General features: G+C 40.7%; 15 protein-coding genes. 5 read left to right on the forward strand and 10 right to left on the reverse strand.

Annotation, left to right across the window (positions count from 1 at the left end; genetic code table 11):
- The first annotated feature begins 43 nt into the window (after window positions 1-43).
- From CLI64_RS14980 to CLI64_RS15005, 5 genes are all read left to right on the forward strand, one after another.
- Window positions 44-766, forward strand: coding sequence for a dienelactone hydrolase family protein (locus tag CLI64_RS14980; RefSeq protein ID WP_103137959.1), 723 nt, complete (start codon window positions 44-46; stop codon window positions 764-766).
- A gap of 226 nt (window positions 767-992) precedes the next feature.
- Window positions 993-1,616: a Uma2 family endonuclease gene (locus tag CLI64_RS14985; RefSeq protein ID WP_103137960.1), complete on the forward strand. Its 624-nt coding sequence runs from the start codon at window positions 993-995 to the stop codon at window positions 1,614-1,616.
- Between the two features lie 221 nt (window positions 1,617-1,837).
- Window positions 1,838-3,385 carry an AAA family ATPase gene (locus CLI64_RS14990; RefSeq protein ID WP_103137961.1) on the forward strand — a complete coding sequence of 516 codons (1,548 nt, stop codon included), beginning with the start codon at window positions 1,838-1,840 and terminating at the stop codon, window positions 3,383-3,385.
- Window positions 3,386-3,692: 307 nt separating this feature from the next.
- A complete protein-coding gene (locus CLI64_RS15000) occupies window positions 3,693-4,199 on the forward strand; it encodes a hypothetical protein (protein WP_103137963.1) in 507 nt (168 codons plus the stop codon).
- Window positions 4,200-4,349: 150 nt separating this feature from the next.
- Window positions 4,350-5,141, forward strand: a complete 792-nt coding sequence (locus tag CLI64_RS15005) for a YdcF family protein (protein WP_103137964.1) — start codon at window positions 4,350-4,352, stop codon at window positions 5,139-5,141.
- Between the two features lie 191 nt (window positions 5,142-5,332).
- Here the strand turns inward: CLI64_RS15005 and CLI64_RS15010 are convergent, their stop codons facing one another.
- From CLI64_RS15010 to CLI64_RS15055, 10 genes are all read right to left on the reverse strand, one after another.
- Window positions 5,333-6,757, reverse strand: coding sequence for an O-antigen ligase domain-containing protein (locus CLI64_RS15010; RefSeq protein ID WP_225977352.1), 1,425 nt, complete (start codon window positions 6,755-6,757; stop codon window positions 5,333-5,335).
- Window positions 6,758-6,826: 69 nt separating this feature from the next.
- Window positions 6,827-7,798 (reverse strand): glycosyltransferase family 2 protein, encoded by a 972-nt coding sequence (locus tag CLI64_RS15015; protein WP_103137965.1) that lies wholly within the window; start codon window positions 7,796-7,798, stop codon window positions 6,827-6,829.
- Entirely contained in the window at window positions 7,798-8,925 is a 1,128-nt protein-coding gene (locus CLI64_RS15020) for a glycosyltransferase family 4 protein (RefSeq protein WP_103137966.1), read from the reverse strand. The genes CLI64_RS15015 and CLI64_RS15020 overlap by 1 nt, the downstream gene beginning before the upstream one ends.
- Window positions 8,926-9,100: 175 nt before the next feature.
- Complete coding sequence (locus CLI64_RS15025; protein ID WP_103137967.1) at window positions 9,101-9,979, reverse strand: glycosyltransferase family 2 protein; 879 nt, start codon at window positions 9,977-9,979, stop codon at window positions 9,101-9,103.
- Window positions 9,980-10,108: 129 nt separating this feature from the next.
- Complete coding sequence (locus CLI64_RS15030; RefSeq protein ID WP_103137968.1) at window positions 10,109-11,083, reverse strand: glycosyltransferase family 2 protein; 975 nt, start codon at window positions 11,081-11,083, stop codon at window positions 10,109-10,111.
- 100 nt (window positions 11,084-11,183) lie between these two features.
- A complete protein-coding gene (locus CLI64_RS15035; RefSeq protein ID WP_103137969.1) occupies window positions 11,184-12,248 on the reverse strand; it encodes a glycosyltransferase in 1,065 nt (354 codons plus the stop codon).
- Window positions 12,249-12,278: 30 nt separating this feature from the next.
- Window positions 12,279-13,247, reverse strand: coding sequence for a glycosyltransferase (locus CLI64_RS15040; protein ID WP_103137970.1), 969 nt, complete (start codon window positions 13,245-13,247; stop codon window positions 12,279-12,281).
- Window positions 13,248-13,406: 159 nt separating this feature from the next.
- Window positions 13,407-15,224 carry a heterocyst formation ABC transporter subunit HepA gene (hepA, locus tag CLI64_RS15045; RefSeq protein WP_103137971.1) on the reverse strand — a complete coding sequence of 606 codons (1,818 nt, stop codon included), beginning with the start codon at window positions 15,222-15,224 and terminating at the stop codon, window positions 13,407-13,409.
- Between the two features lie 304 nt (window positions 15,225-15,528).
- On the reverse strand, window positions 15,529-16,257 hold the full coding sequence (gene hepC / locus CLI64_RS15050) for a heterocyst development glycosyltransferase HepC (protein ID WP_103137972.1): 729 nt from the start codon (window positions 16,255-16,257) through the stop codon (window positions 15,529-15,531).
- A 750-nt stretch (window positions 16,258-17,007) separates the two neighbouring features.
- Complete coding sequence (locus CLI64_RS15055; protein ID WP_103137973.1) at window positions 17,008-19,239, reverse strand: polysaccharide biosynthesis tyrosine autokinase; 2,232 nt, start codon at window positions 19,237-19,239, stop codon at window positions 17,008-17,010.
- Window positions 19,240-19,326 lie beyond the last annotated feature (87 nt).

Consider the following 19,326-nt stretch of genomic DNA (forward strand, 5'->3'; position numbering starts at 1 on the left):
CATCTAACGATAGTACGTAAATCCAACAGGTAGGGGTAATCAAATGCAAATCGTTAAGACAGAGGTGAAAATTTCTACGCCTGATGGACAAATGCCTGGGTTTTTGTATAAGCCTGCTGAATCTGGGCAACAGCCAGCAGTGATTCTCCTGATGGAAGCATTTGGCTTAACTTCCCATATTCAAGACGTAGCAGCCCGAATTGCTAATGAAGGCTACGTAGTTCTTACTCCAGATTTGTATTATCGTGAGTTACCAAACAATAAATTTGGGTATGCAGAAGTTGAGCAAGCGATGGCGATGATGTACCGCATGGACTTTGGGAAACCAGTAGAGGAGGATATTGGAGCTGCGATCGCTTATGTAAAGTCACAGCCAGATGTATTCCCAGAGAGAATCGGAGTGACCGGATTTTGCTTAGGTGGTGGTCTGTCCTTTCTGACTGCTTGCAAATTTTCAGATAAAATTGCAGCTGTAGCTCCCTTCTACGGCATGGTTCTAGATGACTGGATAGAAGCAATCACCAACATCACCGTACCTATTTATTTATTTCATGGTGGTATTGATCCCTTTATTCCTCTAGAACGGGTTCGGCAAATCGAAACTCGTTTCCAAGAACTTGGCAAAGAATACAAATTAAAAGTTTATCCTGATGCTGATCATGGTTTTTTCTGCAATGAGCGTTCTTCTTATAACCCGTCAGCCGCAGAAGATTCATGGCGTGAGCTGACGCAGTTTTTTCACAGACATTTACAAAAATCTATCTGATTTGACTCTTGGAATTTGAGGTTTTGGATTTGAGGTGCAAGGATTTTTCAGGTACAAGCCTTACCCAAGCGTGGGTGCAAAAATCTAAAATCCAAAATCTAAAATCTAAAATCTAAAATCTAAAATCTAAAATCTAAAATCTAAAATTGATTGACTCACCGTTCACCACAAGGGTCACAATATTTCATCTGGTAGACTGAAGGCATTGATTGGGCGAAGTTGACCTATGACTACAACGATAGACCAAGCAAAACAACAAAAGCCCCTGAGTTTTGAAGAGTTTCTCACCTTTTATGGTAGCGATCGCCATTATGAACTGATCGATGGAGAAGTATTTGACTTGGAAACTGGACTGCATGAAGAGGTTGCAGCTTTCATTACCACCAAGATTTGCGTTCAGATTGACAGCGCAGGCTTACCTTGGTTTGTTCTTCAGCGAGGACTATTGCGCCCTTCTAACATCGGTATGACAGCATTTCGACCTGACGTTGCAGTTGTTGATAGAAATGAACTCACCAAAGAACCACTGTGGTCTGAACAATCAATTCTGACCCTTGGTAGTTCAATTAAGTTGGTGGTAGAAGTTGTTAGTAGTAACTGGCAAAATGACTATGCCCGGAAAGTTGAAGACTACGCGGTTTTAGGTATTCCCGAATACTGGATTGCAGATTATGCAGGTATTGGTGGTACTCGACACATTGGCAAACCCAAACAACCCACCCTCTCTATCTGTACCCTAGCGAATGGAGAATATGAAATTCAACAGTTTCGGGGTACTCAAAACATCGTCTCTTTCACCTTTCCAGGGTTAAAACTAACGGCTGAACAGGTGTTGAGGGCAGGTAGGTAATGGTAATACCTTTTTTTAATTGAAGATGCACTTGATTCTGCACTGTAGAGACTTTGTATGCAACATCTCTACATCATTTACTTGGTGCAACTTCCTAGAGAATTGGTATAAGGACGAAAATTTGCACAATAGAACGAAGAATTAAGACTTTCATCGAGTTAAAAATAGTACCATAATCAAGGTTTTAACTAATCCCGAACTCAGATTAATTCTAAATTCCTATGACCGAAGTCACTCTTCCCGCTTTAATTGAGCAAATGTTGCAGTCAGGGTTCTACCCCCATCCTGTACAAGAATCCATTCAACTCATTCAAACCCACGTTTCCTATGTGTTGCTGACTGGGGACTATGCCTATAAATTGAAAAAACCAGTCAATTTTGGTTTTTTAGATTTCTCCACCCTAGAGAAACGCCAGCATTTTTGTCAGGAAGAATTGCGGTTAAATCAACGGGGCGCGGGGGAACTCTATTTGGAAGTGTTACCGATAACGTTGCAAGATGAGCAGTATATTCTAGGGGGGACAGGTGAGGCTGTAGAATATGCAGTTAAAATGCGTCAGTTTCCCCAAGATACTCTACTTAGTTCACTATTTGCTGAAGGGAAGTTAGACGAAACCCATTTAGAAGAATTAGGACGGGTTGTGGCACAATACCACGCCAAAACCGAGACGAATGACTATATTCGGAGTTTTGGGGAAGTAGCTCAAGTTAGAGCCGCATTTGATGAAAATTACCAGCAAACCGAAAAATATATTGGCGGGCCGCAAACTCAGACACAGTTTGATGAAACTAAAGCTTACACAGACCGTTTTTTTGCCGAAAAACAAGAGTTATTTCAACGCCGCATCCAAAATGACTATATTCGGGAATGTCATGGCGACTTACACCTGAGAAATATTTGTCTGTGGCAAGATAAAATTTTGCTGTTTGATTGTATTGAATTTAACGAACCATTCCGCTTTGTGGATGTCATGTTCGATGTTGCTTATGCAGTCATGGATTTAGAAGCACAGCAGCGTCCTGATTTAAGTAATGCTTATCTTAATACTTATTTAGAAGAGACTGGTGATTGGGAAGGATTAGAAGTATTACCAATATATGTAAATCGTCAATCCTATGTCCGAGCCAAGGTGACATCATTTTTGTTAGATGACCCCAGTGTACCAGCTAGTGTCAAAGAAGAAGCCAGCAAAACAGCAGCCCAATACTACAAACTAGCTTGGGAATATACTCAACCCAAACAAGGAAAACTCCTGTTAATGTCGGGGTTATCTGGTTCAGGTAAAAGTACCACAGCTAAATATTTAGCACGACAAACAGGCGCGATTCATATTCGTTCGGATGCAGTTAGAAAACACTTAGGGGGAATTCCTCTGCATGAACGGGGAGGCGATGACTTATATACCCCCGAAATGACACACAAAACTTATGCACGGTTATTGAATTTGGGGATTATACTAGCTAATCAAGGTTACACCGTAATTTTAGATGCTAAGTATGATAAACAAGAACTGAGACAAGAAGCGATCGCCCAAGCCCAAAAACACCAACTACCCCTGCAAATTATTTACTGCACAGCACCCTTAGAAGTAGTCAAAGAACGTCTAGCTAACCGTACTGGTGATATTGCTGATGCCACCGTAGATTTATTAGCCTCACAACTCAAGCAAGCAGAAGCCTTTACCGACACCGAAAAACCCTACGTACAAATTTGGGATACAACCCAACCACCACAAACACAATTACCAAAATTCAGTAGTATAAAGTAAATATTTTGAGGATGGGGCAGGGGGTGGAAGAATTTTGGACTTTGGATTTTGGATTGAATCATACATTCTAAAATTTAAAATTCCCAATCCAAAATTGAAAGCGCAAGGGACAAGAGGTAATACCAATTCTCCAAAATTAGGCAACAGATGCAAAGCTTGAAACCCAGATGGTATCTGACTTTCTGAATTGTGTAAAGCCTGCGGCATAGCTACGCTTAGAGCGAAGCAAGACGTTAGTCCATTGCGAATTGGTATAAAAACTTTTATACACCCTTACACCCTTACATCCCTACACCCCTACACCCCTATGTCACAAAACAAAAACTTATTCAATTTTTCCCCTGAGTCTATATCTCAATTTCTCTTTGGGGCATTCATCGCATTTATTTTGAACTCGACAGGAACACCAATTACCTTAAGTATTTTCTTGGGGATTTTGGGTTGGTTTATGTTGGGTTGGTTTACTAATGCCACTAAAACTAGTCCTCAACCTCCCACAGTACCCTCGGCTGATGGGATTGATGCTGGATTAAAGTATTGGTTATTTTTCTTACTAGGATTTAGTTTATTAGGCTATCCGGCACTCATGAGCATCATACTTGGTGGTATTGGTGCTTTGGCTGGGGGTTGGACAATTGCTTGGTGGAGAAGCAAGGAACAACCTCAAACACAATTACCAGTAGAAGTTGTAGAAGAGGTGGAAGGTCAACAGCAACAGTCTACCAGTAGAATTACCCGACAGCAAAAAAGGAGATCTAGCCGTCGCTATCGTCGCACACCTGGTAGTTTTAGTTTTAAGTTTTGGAATAAGTAGGGATTGGGGATTAGGTATTGGGGACTGGGAAGATAGGGGAGTGTGGGGAGTGTGGGGAGTGTGGGGGGAAAGATTTCTTCCCTATCCTCCCTATCCTCCCACCCCTCCCACACTTCCTGCTTGCCCTCTCCCATAACTGAATTACCTGTTATGTTTTTATATCTTTCTAAGTTACTACCGTTATTTTTTTACCCTTTAGGGCTGGCTTGTGTCAGTTTAGTATTTGCTTTATTTAATCTGGGGAAACGACCGCGTGTTGCAGCGATCGCTATTTCTTGGGCGTTAATTTTATTATTATTGTGCGGTAATGCTTGGGTTGCTAAATATTTGGTGCGATCGCTAGAATGGCAAAATATTCCCTCAGCGCAATTACCTACAGCAGAAGCAATAGTGGTACTAGGTGGTGCAACTAAATCAGCCTTTCCTCCACGTCCGACAGTTGATTTGAGTGAACAAGGCGATCGCGTGATTTATGCGGCTCAACTATACCGTCAAAAAAAAGCTCCTTTAATTATCCTCAGTGGTGGAAGAATTGATTGGCGTGGAAGTGGTTCATCAGAATCAGCAGATATGGTGACTCTCCTGACATCTATCGGGATTCCCGGCGAAGCACTAATTCAAGAACCAGATTCTCTCAATACTTATCAAAATGCCGTCAATGTCAAAAAAATTCTTGAATCTCGCGGTATTCGGCAAATACTGTTAGTCACTTCCGCCTTACATATGCCGCGATCGTTGAAAATTTTTCAGCGTCAAGGTATTGATGCTATCCCCGCACCAACAGACTTTCTCGTCAGCCAAGGTGAACTCCAAGAACTCACCAGCAGCCCCAAAGCCGCTATCCTCAACTTATTACCAGACACTGACAATCTACATCAATTTACTAATGCCCTTAAAGAATATGTTGGTAGCTTCGTTTATTGGTTACGGGGATGGTTGTGATTAGTCAATAGTCATTAGTCATTAGTCATTAGTCATTAGTCATTAGTCATTAGTCAGCACTCAGCACTCAGCACCGACTAAACGCCGCGCTATCGCTAACAGCACGGGCTAAACGCCGCGCTACCGCTAACAGCACGGGCTAAACGCCGCGCTACCGCTAACAGCACTCATTACTCATTACTCATCCCTAACTAATCAAATCGGGAATTTACATGATACTTGTGTCCTGCCATTGCAAGAGCGATAAAGCCCCAAAGTACCATCCCAGGCATCCCTAACATTCCACTATTACCTAACAGCGTTGATAACATCCCCACACTAATTGCTCTAGATGCAGCCATAAAAGTATCAAACCGATATTCAGAATATTGAAAAGACCCCGCAAACGCCATAAATATTGCGACTAAGTAAAATACACCGCCAAACCAACCTAATGTGAAAAACATATCTAAAATGCCACTATCAATCACAATTGGTTCTAAAATGCCTTTTTTATTCACAATAAAAGTATTGCCGACACCGTTACCTAAACCATTAGTTAAAGCACTATTAAGACCATCTTCATATATTTTTTGTCTGACCTTAGCACTATCATCTTTATCTAACTGAGAAAAAGTTTCAAATCTACTAGTAATAGGTTCAGAAAATTCTTTGATTTGTGTTAATGGAACTATACATAGTGCCATAATCAAAATAGTTATGAACAGGCGCATTTGCAGATGTGCTTTTAAGGCGGTGATGAAGGTGAGAAATGCTATTAACCAACCACCCCACAATGTACGTACTGTTGTGAGTAAGAAAGCCAAATACCCAATTGCAGAAGCAGGAATACGAAGAAAATTTTTATTACTAAATAACAATACCAAACCAGCCATCATCATAGCGGCATAGGGTGCAGGAGATGCCATCGTACTCCAAACCCTTAATTTTAAAGGCTCAGGATCACCCATACTAGTCAACTTTGTACTAGTTAACCAGAATATATCCCACTCAGGCGCGACTAAAAACTGTATCACCCCATAAATACCCGTGACTAATACACCCCAAAGAAAAGTCCGCTCGATAGTACGACGGTATGAGGGATAGTCTCGCCAGTTAATAAATAAATAAAAACCAAAAGTAATAGGTGTTAACCAATCTAAAAGACCCCGCGCCGCAGTAAAAGGTGAGGTTTTAATCACGCCAATCAGAAAGCCGTAAAACACACCTAAAAAGGCCAAAACAAAAGGTAAACTGCCTTGGCGCAGTGACCTTGGCAGTTCTTTTAAAAAAGTATGTAAAGTTAATAACGTCACCAAGTATTGTGACACCAACATAAAACGCGTTGCGTCCCAACCACTTCTATAATCGACCAAACGAGCCACAAACGGCGTAACAAACCAAATCCACCAAGTAAAGCCTGTATAAAGTAAAGGATATCGCAGATATAAAAAAATACCGACAGCCAAGGACATGATCACATAAGCCGTGCGAAGAATACCCGCCGCACCAGCAAAAATACAGACTGCGGAAAACAAAATGAAAGATAATATAGCTGCCCAAGCCAACGGCGGTTGTTTTCCGAACACAAACTGTTTTTTCTGCGGACTATTAGGAAGTGTATGTATCTGAACCACTTAAAATCTCCGGTTAGTCAATGGTCAATGGTCATTAGTCATTAGTTATTAGTTATTAGTTATTAGCCATTACTCATTACTCATTACTCTTTCTTCCCTATGCCCCATTCCCCATTCCCTTTTGAATTGCCACGTTTGCCAACCTTGCCAGCGACCACGCCAGGATGCTAGTAGTTTTTGTCCTGCTAACAGGCCTTCGCTGGGGAGAAAACGTAACCATTGAATTAAACCCATAGCGTCCCTTGTTCCTACTAATCCAGCCCAGGCCAAAAACGCTAATCTTTGTATGGGCGATAAATGTTCTAGTAATGCTAAGGTTTCGTTGTGTACGGCATTAACTACAGCAATGGCATTGAATTGATTGCGCTGATCTTCGTCAAATCTTTGGGCGGGATAATGGTTAACTCCGACTTGAGGATCATAAATGAGTTTCCAGCCGGCGCGCTTTAGGGCGAGACAAAAGGCTACTTCAAAGTGGACTTGCGCGCCTGTACCTAGCATCCGTTGGTCAAAGTGCAATTTTTGAATGGCTTGACGGCGAAAGCTCATGTTAACACCCTTGAGAACATCTACCTCACGGGGTGCGCCGATGCCTTGATGGTGATTACCAATGATGCGTCCAAACCAATGCACTTGTCCCACGACTGGACAAGCACCATCTTCTAAATGTTTTCCGTGATATACCCAATCACGTCCGCCGACTCCGGCGACACGCTCATCTGCCAGGAAATGAGTCTCAATCTGTGCTAACCAATTACTATGAGGGGCAGCATCATCATCGGTAAAGGCGACAATGTCTCCTTGGGCAACATTTAAACCCGCATTCATCGCTGCTACTACACCAGGAATAGTGACTGTAGTGGCGCGTAATGGTAAAAGCAGAGGGTCAAAGGTGGTGAGAAATTCCCAGGTTTCTTGGTCAGAATCACGGACTACTAATACTACTTCATCGGCTGGTCTTATTTGTTTGTGTAAGGCATGCAAACAGCGTTCTAGGTCTTTGGTACGACGGTAAGTAGGGATGATGACGGTAATTTTCATTACTGCTTTAATTCCTCGAATAAATCCACATAGCACTTAGCCATGTTTGTCCAACTGTGTTGTATGGCGATCGCTCTGGCGGCTGTACCCATTGTTTGTCTCAGCAGGCGATCGCTACTCAAAGTCAACATCGCTTTGGCTAAACCTTCTATATCGTCTGAGTCTGCCAAAACCATGCCAGATTCAGGTTTTACTAAGTCGGCTGCACCTGTACTACTAGCGGTAATCACGGCTAAACCAGAAGCCATTGCCTCAATTACTACTAAACCAAACGGCTCATACCGAGAGGGAAACACGAAAAAATCAACCGCTTTCATCAAGTCGGGAATATCACGGCGTAGTCCCAGAAAATGGACTCGCTCTTGCAATCCCAAAGCTGCGGCTAACTCCAGATAGGGACTACCTTCCGTAATTCCAGCTACCGCCAGATGTAAATCAGGAACTTTGGCTAAAGCTTTGAGAACTGTATCTAGATTTTTACGAGAAAGTCTGATATCACCAGCAAACAACGCCAGAGGAACTTCTGTTGGTAGATTCCATTGTTGACGGTCAATTTTTCCTGGTGCAAATTCCTCTAAATCCACACCGTTGACAATGACTCGAATATTTTTTGGTAGAACACCAATGGCTTGTAAATCCTGCGCCACCTTCTTAGAAACTGCCACCACAAACCGCGCCTGACGAAAAGCTCGTTTTTCCCAATGTGCATTTAAAGCTGTATATAACCACTGGTAAAAGTTATAAAAAATTCGGCGTGACTTGGGTGCAGTCTTTCCAGAAGAAAATTTCAACCAAGAACTATGGACAAAATGTGCTGCATTGACATCACCACGCCCATGAGTAATTGCACCATTGATTTTAACTACATCAATCTCATGGCGATGTTGACGCAACCAGTTTGTACTGACAAAAGCAAAGATAAAATTACGCAATAATTCCGTCGGCCATCCTTCCACCGGAATAGCCACCCAATTAACTTGGGGATGTTGTTGTAATTCAGTCGCTACTTGACTAGCTAATAAAGTAACGTGATGACCACGACGAATAGCTTCTAAAGCCACTTCATAATTTACTCGTCCTTGACCATCACCTTTAATGACATTATGTGTAACAATACATACTTTCACAATTAATTACCCTGTGAAATATTAGGATTAATAGGGCATTGGGCATGGGGAATTGGGCATTGGTGGACGAGGTAGACAAGGTAGACAAGGTAGAATTGATTTTCTAACTCACAACTCAGCACTCAGCACCGGCTAAACGCCGCGCTTCCGCTAACAGCACTCCCCACTCAGCACTCTAAACCCCAAACGGTTGCCACAATCTTTGAACTTGAGAACGACGAATAATTTCTGGCCAGGCTTGTAGTGAGCCTCGCTTCCATAGATATGCAGTCATGTGTACGACATACACAAAACAAAAAACCGCTAGCTTTAAGGCATTAGGGAATAAATTTTTATAACGTTTTATACCAACATAGAGTCTGGCGGCTTCTATAGAAATTTCGTAGTTAGTTAACTTACCAATGTCAGATACCATCAAAGAGCTTTTACCATTTGCACCGGCATGAAATACTTGTAATTCTGGACAATGGAGAATTTTGTAGCCTCTTTTTAAGGCTCTTAAACAAAGTTCTGCATCTTCATAACCAAAAAATATATTTTCGTCCCACTGTTCTTGTTCAAGAAACTGACGAGGGAAAATAGACGCATGAATTGCTACAGTTTCGGGAATATCGCTAGCACAGAAATATCCTCGAAAAGACAACTTGCCAGAAACCATTTGACCGCCATCAGAACAGCGACTGACACCGGAAAGAATAGTGTTATTTTGCTGTTCTGATGACATTTGCTGATATCGCGCGATCGCACCAGCTAGAAAATCTGAATCAACATAAATATCATCATCAATAAATGCGACAAAGTCAGTCTCAGACGCAGAAATGGCATTTACTGCATTATTACGATTAGCACAAACACCAATCCGAGGCCCAGTAATATAGATTGTCTGGGGGTATTGTTCAACAATCCGATAATTTTGTTGCTGTACTTCTATATCCGGTGAATCATCAGATACCACAACTGAGTGTGGTTTGACATCAGAATTCCACAGCGATCGCAAACAATTTTCCAAATCCTGCGGACGATTCCTAGTTGTGATGCAAGCAGATATTCGCATTTTAGTTACCTATTTATTTAGGGAATGGGGAATTGGGAATGGGGAATCGGGAATAGGGAATCGGGATTAGGGATTGGGGACTAATGACTAATGACTAATGACTAATGACTAATGACTAATGACTATTGACTAAAACTTAGATGCGATCGCCGGGGGTGTAAAACTCAGCATTAGTCCGGCTAAGGTTCTGAGTTTTAGACTCTCTTTGAGGGAACGCCAAAAGTAAGGGCGTGCAGCTTCTAGCTGTTGATTACGCATTAAACCTATGCCTAGCGTGGTGCTGACATGGGCCCATTGTTGTTGAAAATAGGGGTTAAAGTCTTTTAGTCTTTCATCTGCCATAAATTGCTCATAGCAGAACATATCGGCTCGTGCTTTGCGGATTTTGGCTTGGGGGTTGCGCTTACCACTCAGCATTGTGTCTGTTTGTTCATGGACACGATAACGCGTCAGTTTTTCTGGATAAAAATAAGCTCCTAATCCAGAACGACAACAAAGATAGTTCAAATATATATCCCATGACCCCCCAACTTCAGCCGGAATGGCATCCCAATCAATCACATCCCGACGAATCACCGCAGCTGTGGCTGAAGAGACGGATCTATCTATTAAAGCGAGACGATAAAAGGGTTGATATATGCCTTTAGCTAGATGCGATCGCTTATAGAACTGAGAACATTCTTGAGTCATCGCATCATCTATATTGCCTTGTGCATCGATGACGTAATGATCACAAAAAGCTAAAGCCAAATTTGGGTTAGCCTCTAATGGTGGGACAAGCTTTTCTAAAAAGTCTGCTTCCCACATATCATCATCTAACAAACTAGCGACATATTTTCCCCGCGCCATTTTGAAAGCTTTGATAGTGTTTCCAAACATCCCCAAGTTTGTAGTATTGCGAGAAAAGCGAATCCGAGGATCGTTAAATGACTCGACAATAGCTTGGGGATTTTCAGGACTACAGTTATCAGAAACAATAATTTCAATATGGCGATAGGTTTGTCTGACAGCACTTGTTAAGGCTGCTTTTAAGTAATCTGGACGATTATAAGTAGGTGTGATGACGCTCACCAAGGGAGTTGGAGAGTGAGTATCTATAGCCATAATTTTGAATATTTATTTTTGCCAGATTGTGTTTTACAAGCAAATAATAACGATGCCACCAATTAGTTTCTTCAGACGAGAAAGTAGGATATGAGTTCTTCTAAGATGATTTCAGGTAGTTGATGGCTGCGGAAGTAGCTGTTGTTTGATATTTTGGAGTCCTTGATATTTTGCGTAATAGCGATCGCATTCCCTCCCAAACCATGATTCTGATAGCAGATTTAATCACTTTGAAGGAAGCACGATACTGAAGTGCTATTTGCAGTTGCGCGATCGCTTGTGGTATCTTGTCTTGAGCAAATAATGCTAAAGCAGCTTCTAAAGATAAGAAAGCACAGTTTTGCTTGGCGATTTTGTGAATTTTGCCGTTGATAGCAGAGGGTAAATAAGATTGGAAAATAATTTCTACTGTATCAAAGGTTTCTTGAATGAAAGTTTTACTTTTAGCATTGAGTTGAGTAACAGACAAAAAGTGTCTACGCCATAATGCTAAAGGTTCCGCCTCAAACCACATGGGGTAATTGGTGAATACTCTCACCCACATTTCCCAATCGCCACTTAAACCACAGCGTCGGTCATATCCTCCTAGTTGTTCATACACTTCACGGCGTACTACTGCAACTGATGGGACGGAAATACAACATAGTTCGGCAATGCGCTCTATCCAACGACTAGGAAGAATCCCACTTTCTGGTAACTCTAAATAAGAAAGTCCTTGCCAATTGCTATGCTCATCAATATATACACTGCGACAAAAAGCAGCACCAATTTGCGGATTTTCTTGAAAAGCTTGCGCCATTTTTTGATAAAAACCGTCGCGCACACAATCATCACTATGTAGAAGATGAATCAAATGACCCCGTGCTAATTCCAAGCAACTATGAGAGTTATTAATCGCACCAACATTAGTAGGTTGACGATAGAATTCCACACGACCTTGACCTAGTTCTGCAACTACGGCTGCGGGATCGTCTTGTGTAGAACAATTATCAATCACTGCAATTTGCATGATATCGGGGCCGGGATCTTGCGCTAACACACTAGCCAAGGTTTCACGCAGATATTCTGCACAATTGTAAGTAGGAATCATCACCGACCACAGTGGACGTGTAACTCCTGCTGGAACTGGTGCAATTTGAGGACAATGAGGATGTGGTAAATTCATAACCTTAATAATTTCCAATTACATTTACTACTAAATTGTTGTACTTTCCGTATTAACAGCAGGACGAGCCAAAAATTTTCCACTCTTGGACAAAAACCGAGCTAGATAATACACACGTTCTTGCCAGGAGTAGAAAGACCAACCCAAAATTAAACGGGAAATAGCCCAAACTTCACGACTATTCCATTTACCTTGCTGGTAATACTTAGTGCGGCGATACTGAAGATTACGGGATAGGTCAACTCTGGTAGGATAATTAATCCGTTCTAAAAATTCGTTAATGTAGCGGTTGGTTTGTTCAATTCCTGCTTGTGCTTTTGCTTCCTGTTCTTTGGTGGCTACCCCTTGACCGATGTGATTGTTCGCGCCATGAATGCGGTAACTACCCAAATTTTCGTGTAGTGTTTTAATCTTACCTAAAAAAGCAGTGCAGTAAATTATGCAACCATCAGCCCAAATCCGCCATTTAATCGGGTCAATAGGGAAGACTTTTGCTAATGCTTCCCGCCGATAGGAAAGTCCAGAAGTTGGAGGAAAACACCACGCATTACCAGTATTTAAGACTACTTTAGCTAAATCGTCACTCAACTTTGGCCCCTGAGTAGAAGCATTATTCACGTACTTGTCATCAGCATCAATAATATCTAAATGGTGCATGACACCAACTACATCTGACGTGTTGAATATCTCAACAATGCGCTGTACTTTTTCAGGTTTCCAAATATCATCAGCATCCAAAAAGGCGATGATATCACCACTAGCGGCTTGAAACCCTGCATTAAAAGCACCACCTTGTCCTTGATTGGGTTGGAAAATAGTTTTGATTTGATTTGGTGCTTTTGCTTGCAGTTTGGTGATCACATCACGACTATCATCTTTAGAACCGTCATCGACAATAATGATTTCGATGTTGGAATAGGTTTGAGCTAAAACAGAATCAATTGTTTTAGGAAGATAACGAGCGTAGTTATAGTTAGAAATAATAACTGAGACTTTCATAGTGATATTTATTATTGGAAATGGGGAATAGGACATTGGGCATTGGGATAAAATCTCTTCTATACCAATTCACTATAATTTTGAAATAAATCCAAATTCAGAAATCTGTGTAGAATAGAGATTTTTGAATTTTGAATTGGTATTACACCCTTGTATATTTCAAGGTTGGCTAGTTTGATTTTGCATTTGGTGGTATTTCCACAACTTTCCTTTGAGTTCTAGTAATTCTTGATAGCCGCCTTGTTCTATTATTTTTCCTTGTTCGAGAACGACGACTTTATCAGCTTTCGCAATAGTTGAGAGTCGATGAGCGATCGCAATTACGGTTCTACCCACGGCTAGTTTTTCTAAAGACTCTTGAATCAATCGCTCGGATACTGAATCTAAAGCACTGGTAGCTTCATCGAGGATGAGGATTTCGGGATCTCTGAGTAATGCACGAGCTATTGCTAGTCTTTGTCTCTGTCCTCCCGATAAGCGTACACCGCGATCGCCTAATTTAGTATTGAATCCTTCTGGCATTTCTTCAATAAATTCTAAGGCGTTCGCTAGTCGAGCCGCTTCGCGTATTTGCGCTTCACTAGCTCCTGATGTCCCGTAGGCAATATTTTCTCGCACCGAATTGTTGAAAATAAATGTGTCTTGACTAACTACAGCCATTTTTTGACGGAAGGAATAGATATCCAATTTCTGTAAATCAATACCATCGACTAAAATATGGCCTTCAGTGGGATCGTAAAATCGGGGGATTAAATCAGCTAATGTAGTTTTACCTGCTCCAGAAGCTCCTACCAGTGCTGTTGTACGACCACGTTCAACAGTCAAGGTGATATTATTCAGCACTAAATTATCGGCAGTATAACCAAAATCTACAGATACTAAATCTATTGAGCGTTTTAAACCTGAAAATTTAATTTTGCCGTTTTGAAGATAAGGTTTATTCTGAGTTTGTAAAATCTCTTTAATTTTGTCTGCTGAACCTTGCAATGTACTCAAGAAAGCCATAGTGCCATTGACATCTTGAATGTTAGGAATGACTCTAACGAGAACAAAGAAAAATGTCAATAATGACGCAACTGGTAATGTAAAAGTTGTGAAGGAAATCACAATCAAACTAATTAACACTGTCGTGGCGATGCCTTCTGCTATCGGCTTCACCATTGTCCAAGCTAAGACAACTTTAATAGCGGCATTCAGTTGATTGTTACTCGCTCTATAGAAACGCTGTCTTTCAAATTCCTGTGTACCGAAGGCGTGGATTGTACGAATTCCGTTAATAAATTCGACAGCCGTAGCTGTAAATTGAGAGTTAGCTTGTGAAATACCAAAACTGGTTTCTCTGACGCGCTTATTTAATGTAGATAGTCCTACGGCTAGCAGTGCAAATATAAGGACAGAAATCAGAGAAAGTTGCCATGATATTAAAAACATGACAATGAAATAAACACAAACTGTGAGGAATCTAGTGAAAACAAAAGCGGCTCCACTAAAAGCCTGTTTGATTCTTTCAATCTCTGTAGTAATTGTATTAATGAGTTCTCCAGAACGGGTTTGAGTAAAATAACTCAACCTCATAGCCTGCAATTGTTCAAAGATTTGCTTATGCAAGCGATCTGCTAAATTAAGTTGAGCTGATTCGGTATAGATGCCAGCAAAGTAATTGAAGGCGGCACGCATCCAGGTACTCAGCAAAATTAATATAGATATGCGATATATAGGACTAATCGGCACAATATCGGAGACTAAAACTACATCAACCCAAGCAATACCTGTGTGCATCAGTTGATTAGGATTAGTCAGATTTTGTAAAAATGACAGGAGAAATCCAATACTCACACCTTCAAAACTAGCAGCTAGAAAGGAAAATATAACGGCTAAAATAGCTATTTTGCGAAAATGCTTTAACTCTCGCAAAATCAAATAGTTGTTTTGCCAAAATTTATTAGCTAGCAATAAATTAATTGGTTGTTTAGGCATTTTAATTTAGTGATTACTTGTTTAGCAAAGATATGGTTAAAACAGTTGTCAGTTATCAGTTCTAACGGTGTATATTTGAGAATTTATAAGATACACCAATACTCTTCACTGTTCACTGTTAAAATCTGACTTGATTTAGGAGATTGATTGAGTGTTAAATATTAACACTCAATCAATCCGTAGTTAAAACTAGAGTTGTGTAGAATTTTGACTGTATAAAACCCTATTAATTTAGTATTTCTTACATCCTGGTTAACTCTCAGGACAAAGTAAATTAAAGAGTTATACTCTGAAAATGCACTATTTACGACTCTGTTTTAACTTCCCATGAATTTGTGACGATTGGTAGCGTACTTAGCTGTTCTGATCTAGATAAACTGATTCGTACCGCATCTTCTAAAATCCAGCAACGGGTGAAAATTAAACTAATATCACCTCGAATGACATTCCATAATATTGGTAGATTGTCTAAGCCTGATTGGCGTAACCAGTACCCCAACTGACTATTTTTCTGACTATTGGTAGAAAATCTAATTAGTTGAAATAGTTTGCCTTTTTCACCTACACACCATTCAAGACTAAATAATGATTGTGGTGAATAAAGTTGCATGAGTATGATTAATGTTGCCATTACTGGCAATAATAAAAGCAGTAATAAGCCTGCAATTAATCTATCTATAAATTGCAGCCATATTGCTCCTTGGCTAGTTCTTTTGAATAGCCTTGAGCCATCAGCAAGGCGCAAAAATATCGGTTTATGAGCTTGCTTACAAGCTTCAGCCCAAAACTCTAACATATTTGTGCCGAGTTTTGCATCTATACTCACCAAATTAACTGGAGAATGTTTTAAACATTCGACTAGTAATTGTTGGTTATCCAAAGAGGGTAAATATGGTTGTGGTAATCTTTTGGAAGAATTGACCAAAAGTTGGCCTCGTCGCCATTGCAATGTGTAGTGAGCAGAGCAAGACTCTAGTTGTTGCGATGTGAGAGGATAGTAATTATCAAGGGTTGGAACTATTGTGCTGGTCATATGTCTTTGGATTTATACAAAGTAAATCACTGAGCTAATATCAAAGACTATCAATGCCAAAGACTTTGAGGAGAATTAGCATTTTTGGTCAAATTTTGTAGATACTTGCCGTGAAAAACATCCTGGTAGCAACTGTATAGACAGCTAGTATCTAATTTGTTAAATAGATAAATAGCACTCAACATCGTGATAAATTTGACTGTTAAACATTTAACTCTCTAATTTTAATTAGGGATGTTGGAGAGATTGAGAGAACAATTAATTCAGTACAAAATCTATCTTTTGTTAGTTGAGTTGAGTGTTAACTATTTATTTACTTAGTTGACAAAATTGATCAAGCTAGTTCAGTATTGTCTTTGATTCACTTAAAATCAATTTCAATCTCTAGGATATAAGACTCTGTAGAAATGACTATGCACCTAGATGAATTCTTTATTTACTCTTTAAATAGACAGTGTTTTTCCACCTTAATATAAAGGTGATATAAATATACTTAATTATTTGCTAATAATAATAGTTAATTTATTACACTAAAAAAGTTTAATAATTACAGATAAAAAAGTCAAGTATTCCAAGAAAGTTTAATATAAAATTGGGGCTATTTACAGAAATAAAACCCATGAAAAAATGTGCGATCGCCTGTCTTTCATTTGCAGCGATCGCACAATAAAAATAGGGATTGGGGATTGGGGACTGGGAACTAGGTTAAATATCTCCCCTGCCCCCTGCTCCCTGCCCCCTTGCCTCCTCCTACTTCTCCACCCCTTGATGTAAAGCAAATCGATTCTCTCTGGCGTACTGCACATATGTACTACCAGAGTTAGCCACACCATTAGCAACGATTCCAATCAGGTTTAATCGGCTTAACATGGCTGTCGCTTCCGCGATTTGGGTACGTGTCACCTTACCCATACTTGCGACTAACACCACACTCCGACAAGAAGAAGCCGTCAACATGGCATCTACTAAACCCAGAACGGGTGGTGCGTCGATAATCACCAAATCATAGTTCTCCTCAAAGGCGTGCATTAGTTCCGCCATGCGGGGAGAACTCAACAAATTGGCGGGATCAGTAGGTCTGGGGCCAGCTGTCAAAATATCAATGTAAGTTGAACCGACTGAATGAGTACCTATTTGATGCGGTAAAGTAATCTCACTAGACAAAATAGTGGAAAGTCCTTGCTCATTCGGCAGATTTAGCTGTTCATGTAAACTAGGCTGGCGTAAGTTGGCATCAATCAACAATACCCGTTTGTGTAGCCTAGCCGCACTCATCGCTAAACCCAAAGCAAAACCTGATTTACCCTCGTCTACCACAGGTGAGGAAATCATCAAAGACTTTAAACTAGCAACGGAATTTAAAAGTTCGATGTTTTTGTAAATCAAATCCAAGGATTCCCAACGGGGAGGAGATTGTAAAACCTCTACTGTCCAAGGTGCAGGCGTTTCTGGCTTCCCAAATGGCAACTTAATTACAGATTCTCTGGTTTTAGCTGGTGGTAGTTTAGGTGTAGTTCCCAACAAAGGTAACGCCGCTTGTTTCTCCAATTCAGCCGTAGTGTGAACGGAATCATCAGATGCTTCCCGAATGAAAGCCGCAATACCACCCAACATTAACCCCACTACCGCACCTAACAACAGATTTTGCTGAAGATTGGGGCCTAACTTCATACCAGCTTGGGGTTCTTCCACAACTTCCCAATTAAATCCACCCTTGGCTAGTTCTTGACGCAACTGTTGTTCTGCACGCAACAATTGCTCTAACCTTTCCCGACTGAATTGCAACTGTGGTTTAATGCGGTTGTAATAAGCCAAGAGAGGCGGGAAGCGTTTAATTTCTTGGCGTATCTGATTTTCTTTTTGTGCCAGAGTTTGATCACGGGCAGTCAATGCAACTATGATTGTCTGGGTTTCTACGAGTTGGCTAGCCAGAGTTAAATCGATTTCACCAAACTGACCCTGTTCTAGAAGTGGTTCTCCAGACCTCATCACGCTAGCAGACTTCACACCTAAAGTTCTGCCTACTTCTTGTTGCAATAATTCCTTTTGGCTTTGCAGTTGTTCTTTCAGCTTTTGAACGCTTGGGGTTTCATCAGTGAAACGCAAGCGTTCTTGAGCTAACAATAATTCAGTTTTTTGAATTTCGTTGAGTAAACCTTGATAGCGTGTGGACTGACTCAGACGAGAAGCCACTAAAGCATTTTGGGGAGAACGGTTTAATTGTTCTTCTAGAGATTTTTGTTTAGCAATAGCCTCTTGATATTGAGAGCGAGTAGTGCGGCGTTCTTGCTCAATATTATTCAAAGCATCTTCTAAGGCTTTGGCTTGTGCTTCTGGGTCGATTAAATTTTGGTTTCTGCGAAATCTTTGTAAGTTAGACTCAGCCGCATTCACTTCTTCGCTGGCTTTGCTCAACTGTTCTCGGATAACTTGCAAACCCTTTTGCAGACGAGTATCCTGTTGCTGTTTATTGTATTCCACATACACTTGACGAATTGCACTCAAAACTTTTTGAGTCTTTTCTGGGTCGTTATCTGTGTACTCTACTTGGAAAATTTTGGTAGCTAGATTATCTTCTTTAGTTCTGAGTTGCTCCAAAGCCAAGGTACTTTTGAGGTCAGCTACAGTAATATCTGGATATTCAGATTTTAGTTTATCAACTGCCTTTTGAATCAATCCTGAACTTTGCATCAAATTCAGTTGTGTGGCAGTATCTATCTGTACATCAGGTTCAAGAAACTGATTTTCTGGCCTAGTTGTATCATTCTTACCTTGATAGTTGGGTTCTACCAATAGCTGCATTGAGCTTCTGTAGGTAGGCTTGGTTCTAGCGGTGACAAAAGCTGCGATCGCAATTGTAATGATAAAGACTCCCACAAACCAAGGAAATCTGCGAATAAACACCGCCAGAATTTGTCCATAACTGGGTTCTGTATCTTGATTGGAATTGACAATATTGGTGCTGAGACTAGTTTGAACCACGTTTATTATCCTTATTTGTGAATGGCTAGGAATTGGGAATGGGGCATTGGGAATGGGGTATTGGGCATTGGAAATGGTTCATTGATT

This window comes from Nostoc sp. CENA543 (assembly GCF_002896875.1).
Lineage (GTDB): Bacteria > Cyanobacteriota > Cyanobacteriia > Cyanobacteriales > Nostocaceae > Trichormus.

Coding starts and splice junctions, on each gene's coding strand:
- CLI64_RS14990 (WP_103137961.1), top strand. CDS start 1,838: ATGACCGAAGTCACTCTTCCCGCTTTAATTGAGCAAATGTTGCAGTCA.
- CLI64_RS15040 (WP_103137970.1), bottom strand. CDS start 13,247: ATGAAAGTCTCAGTTATTATTTCTAACTATAACTACGCTCGTTATCTT.
- CLI64_RS15005 (WP_103137964.1), top strand. CDS start 4,350: ATGTTTTTATATCTTTCTAAGTTACTACCGTTATTTTTTTACCCTTTA.
- hepA (WP_103137971.1), bottom strand. CDS start 15,224: ATGCCTAAACAACCAATTAATTTATTGCTAGCTAATAAATTTTGGCAA.
- CLI64_RS15015 (WP_103137965.1), bottom strand. CDS start 7,798: ATGAAAATTACCGTCATCATCCCTACTTACCGTCGTACCAAAGACCTA.
- CLI64_RS15030 (WP_103137968.1), bottom strand. CDS start 11,083: ATGGCTATAGATACTCACTCTCCAACTCCCTTGGTGAGCGTCATCACA.
- CLI64_RS15035 (WP_103137969.1), bottom strand. CDS start 12,248: ATGAATTTACCACATCCTCATTGTCCTCAAATTGCACCAGTTCCAGCA.
- CLI64_RS14980 (WP_103137959.1), top strand. CDS start 44: ATGCAAATCGTTAAGACAGAGGTGAAAATTTCTACGCCTGATGGACAA.
- CLI64_RS14985 (WP_103137960.1), top strand. CDS start 993: ATGACTACAACGATAGACCAAGCAAAACAACAAAAGCCCCTGAGTTTT.
- CLI64_RS15000 (WP_103137963.1), top strand. CDS start 3,693: ATGTCACAAAACAAAAACTTATTCAATTTTTCCCCTGAGTCTATATCT.
- CLI64_RS15025 (WP_103137967.1), bottom strand. CDS start 9,979: ATGCGAATATCTGCTTGCATCACAACTAGGAATCGTCCGCAGGATTTG.
- hepC (WP_103137972.1), bottom strand. CDS start 16,257: ATGACCAGCACAATAGTTCCAACCCTTGATAATTACTATCCTCTCACA.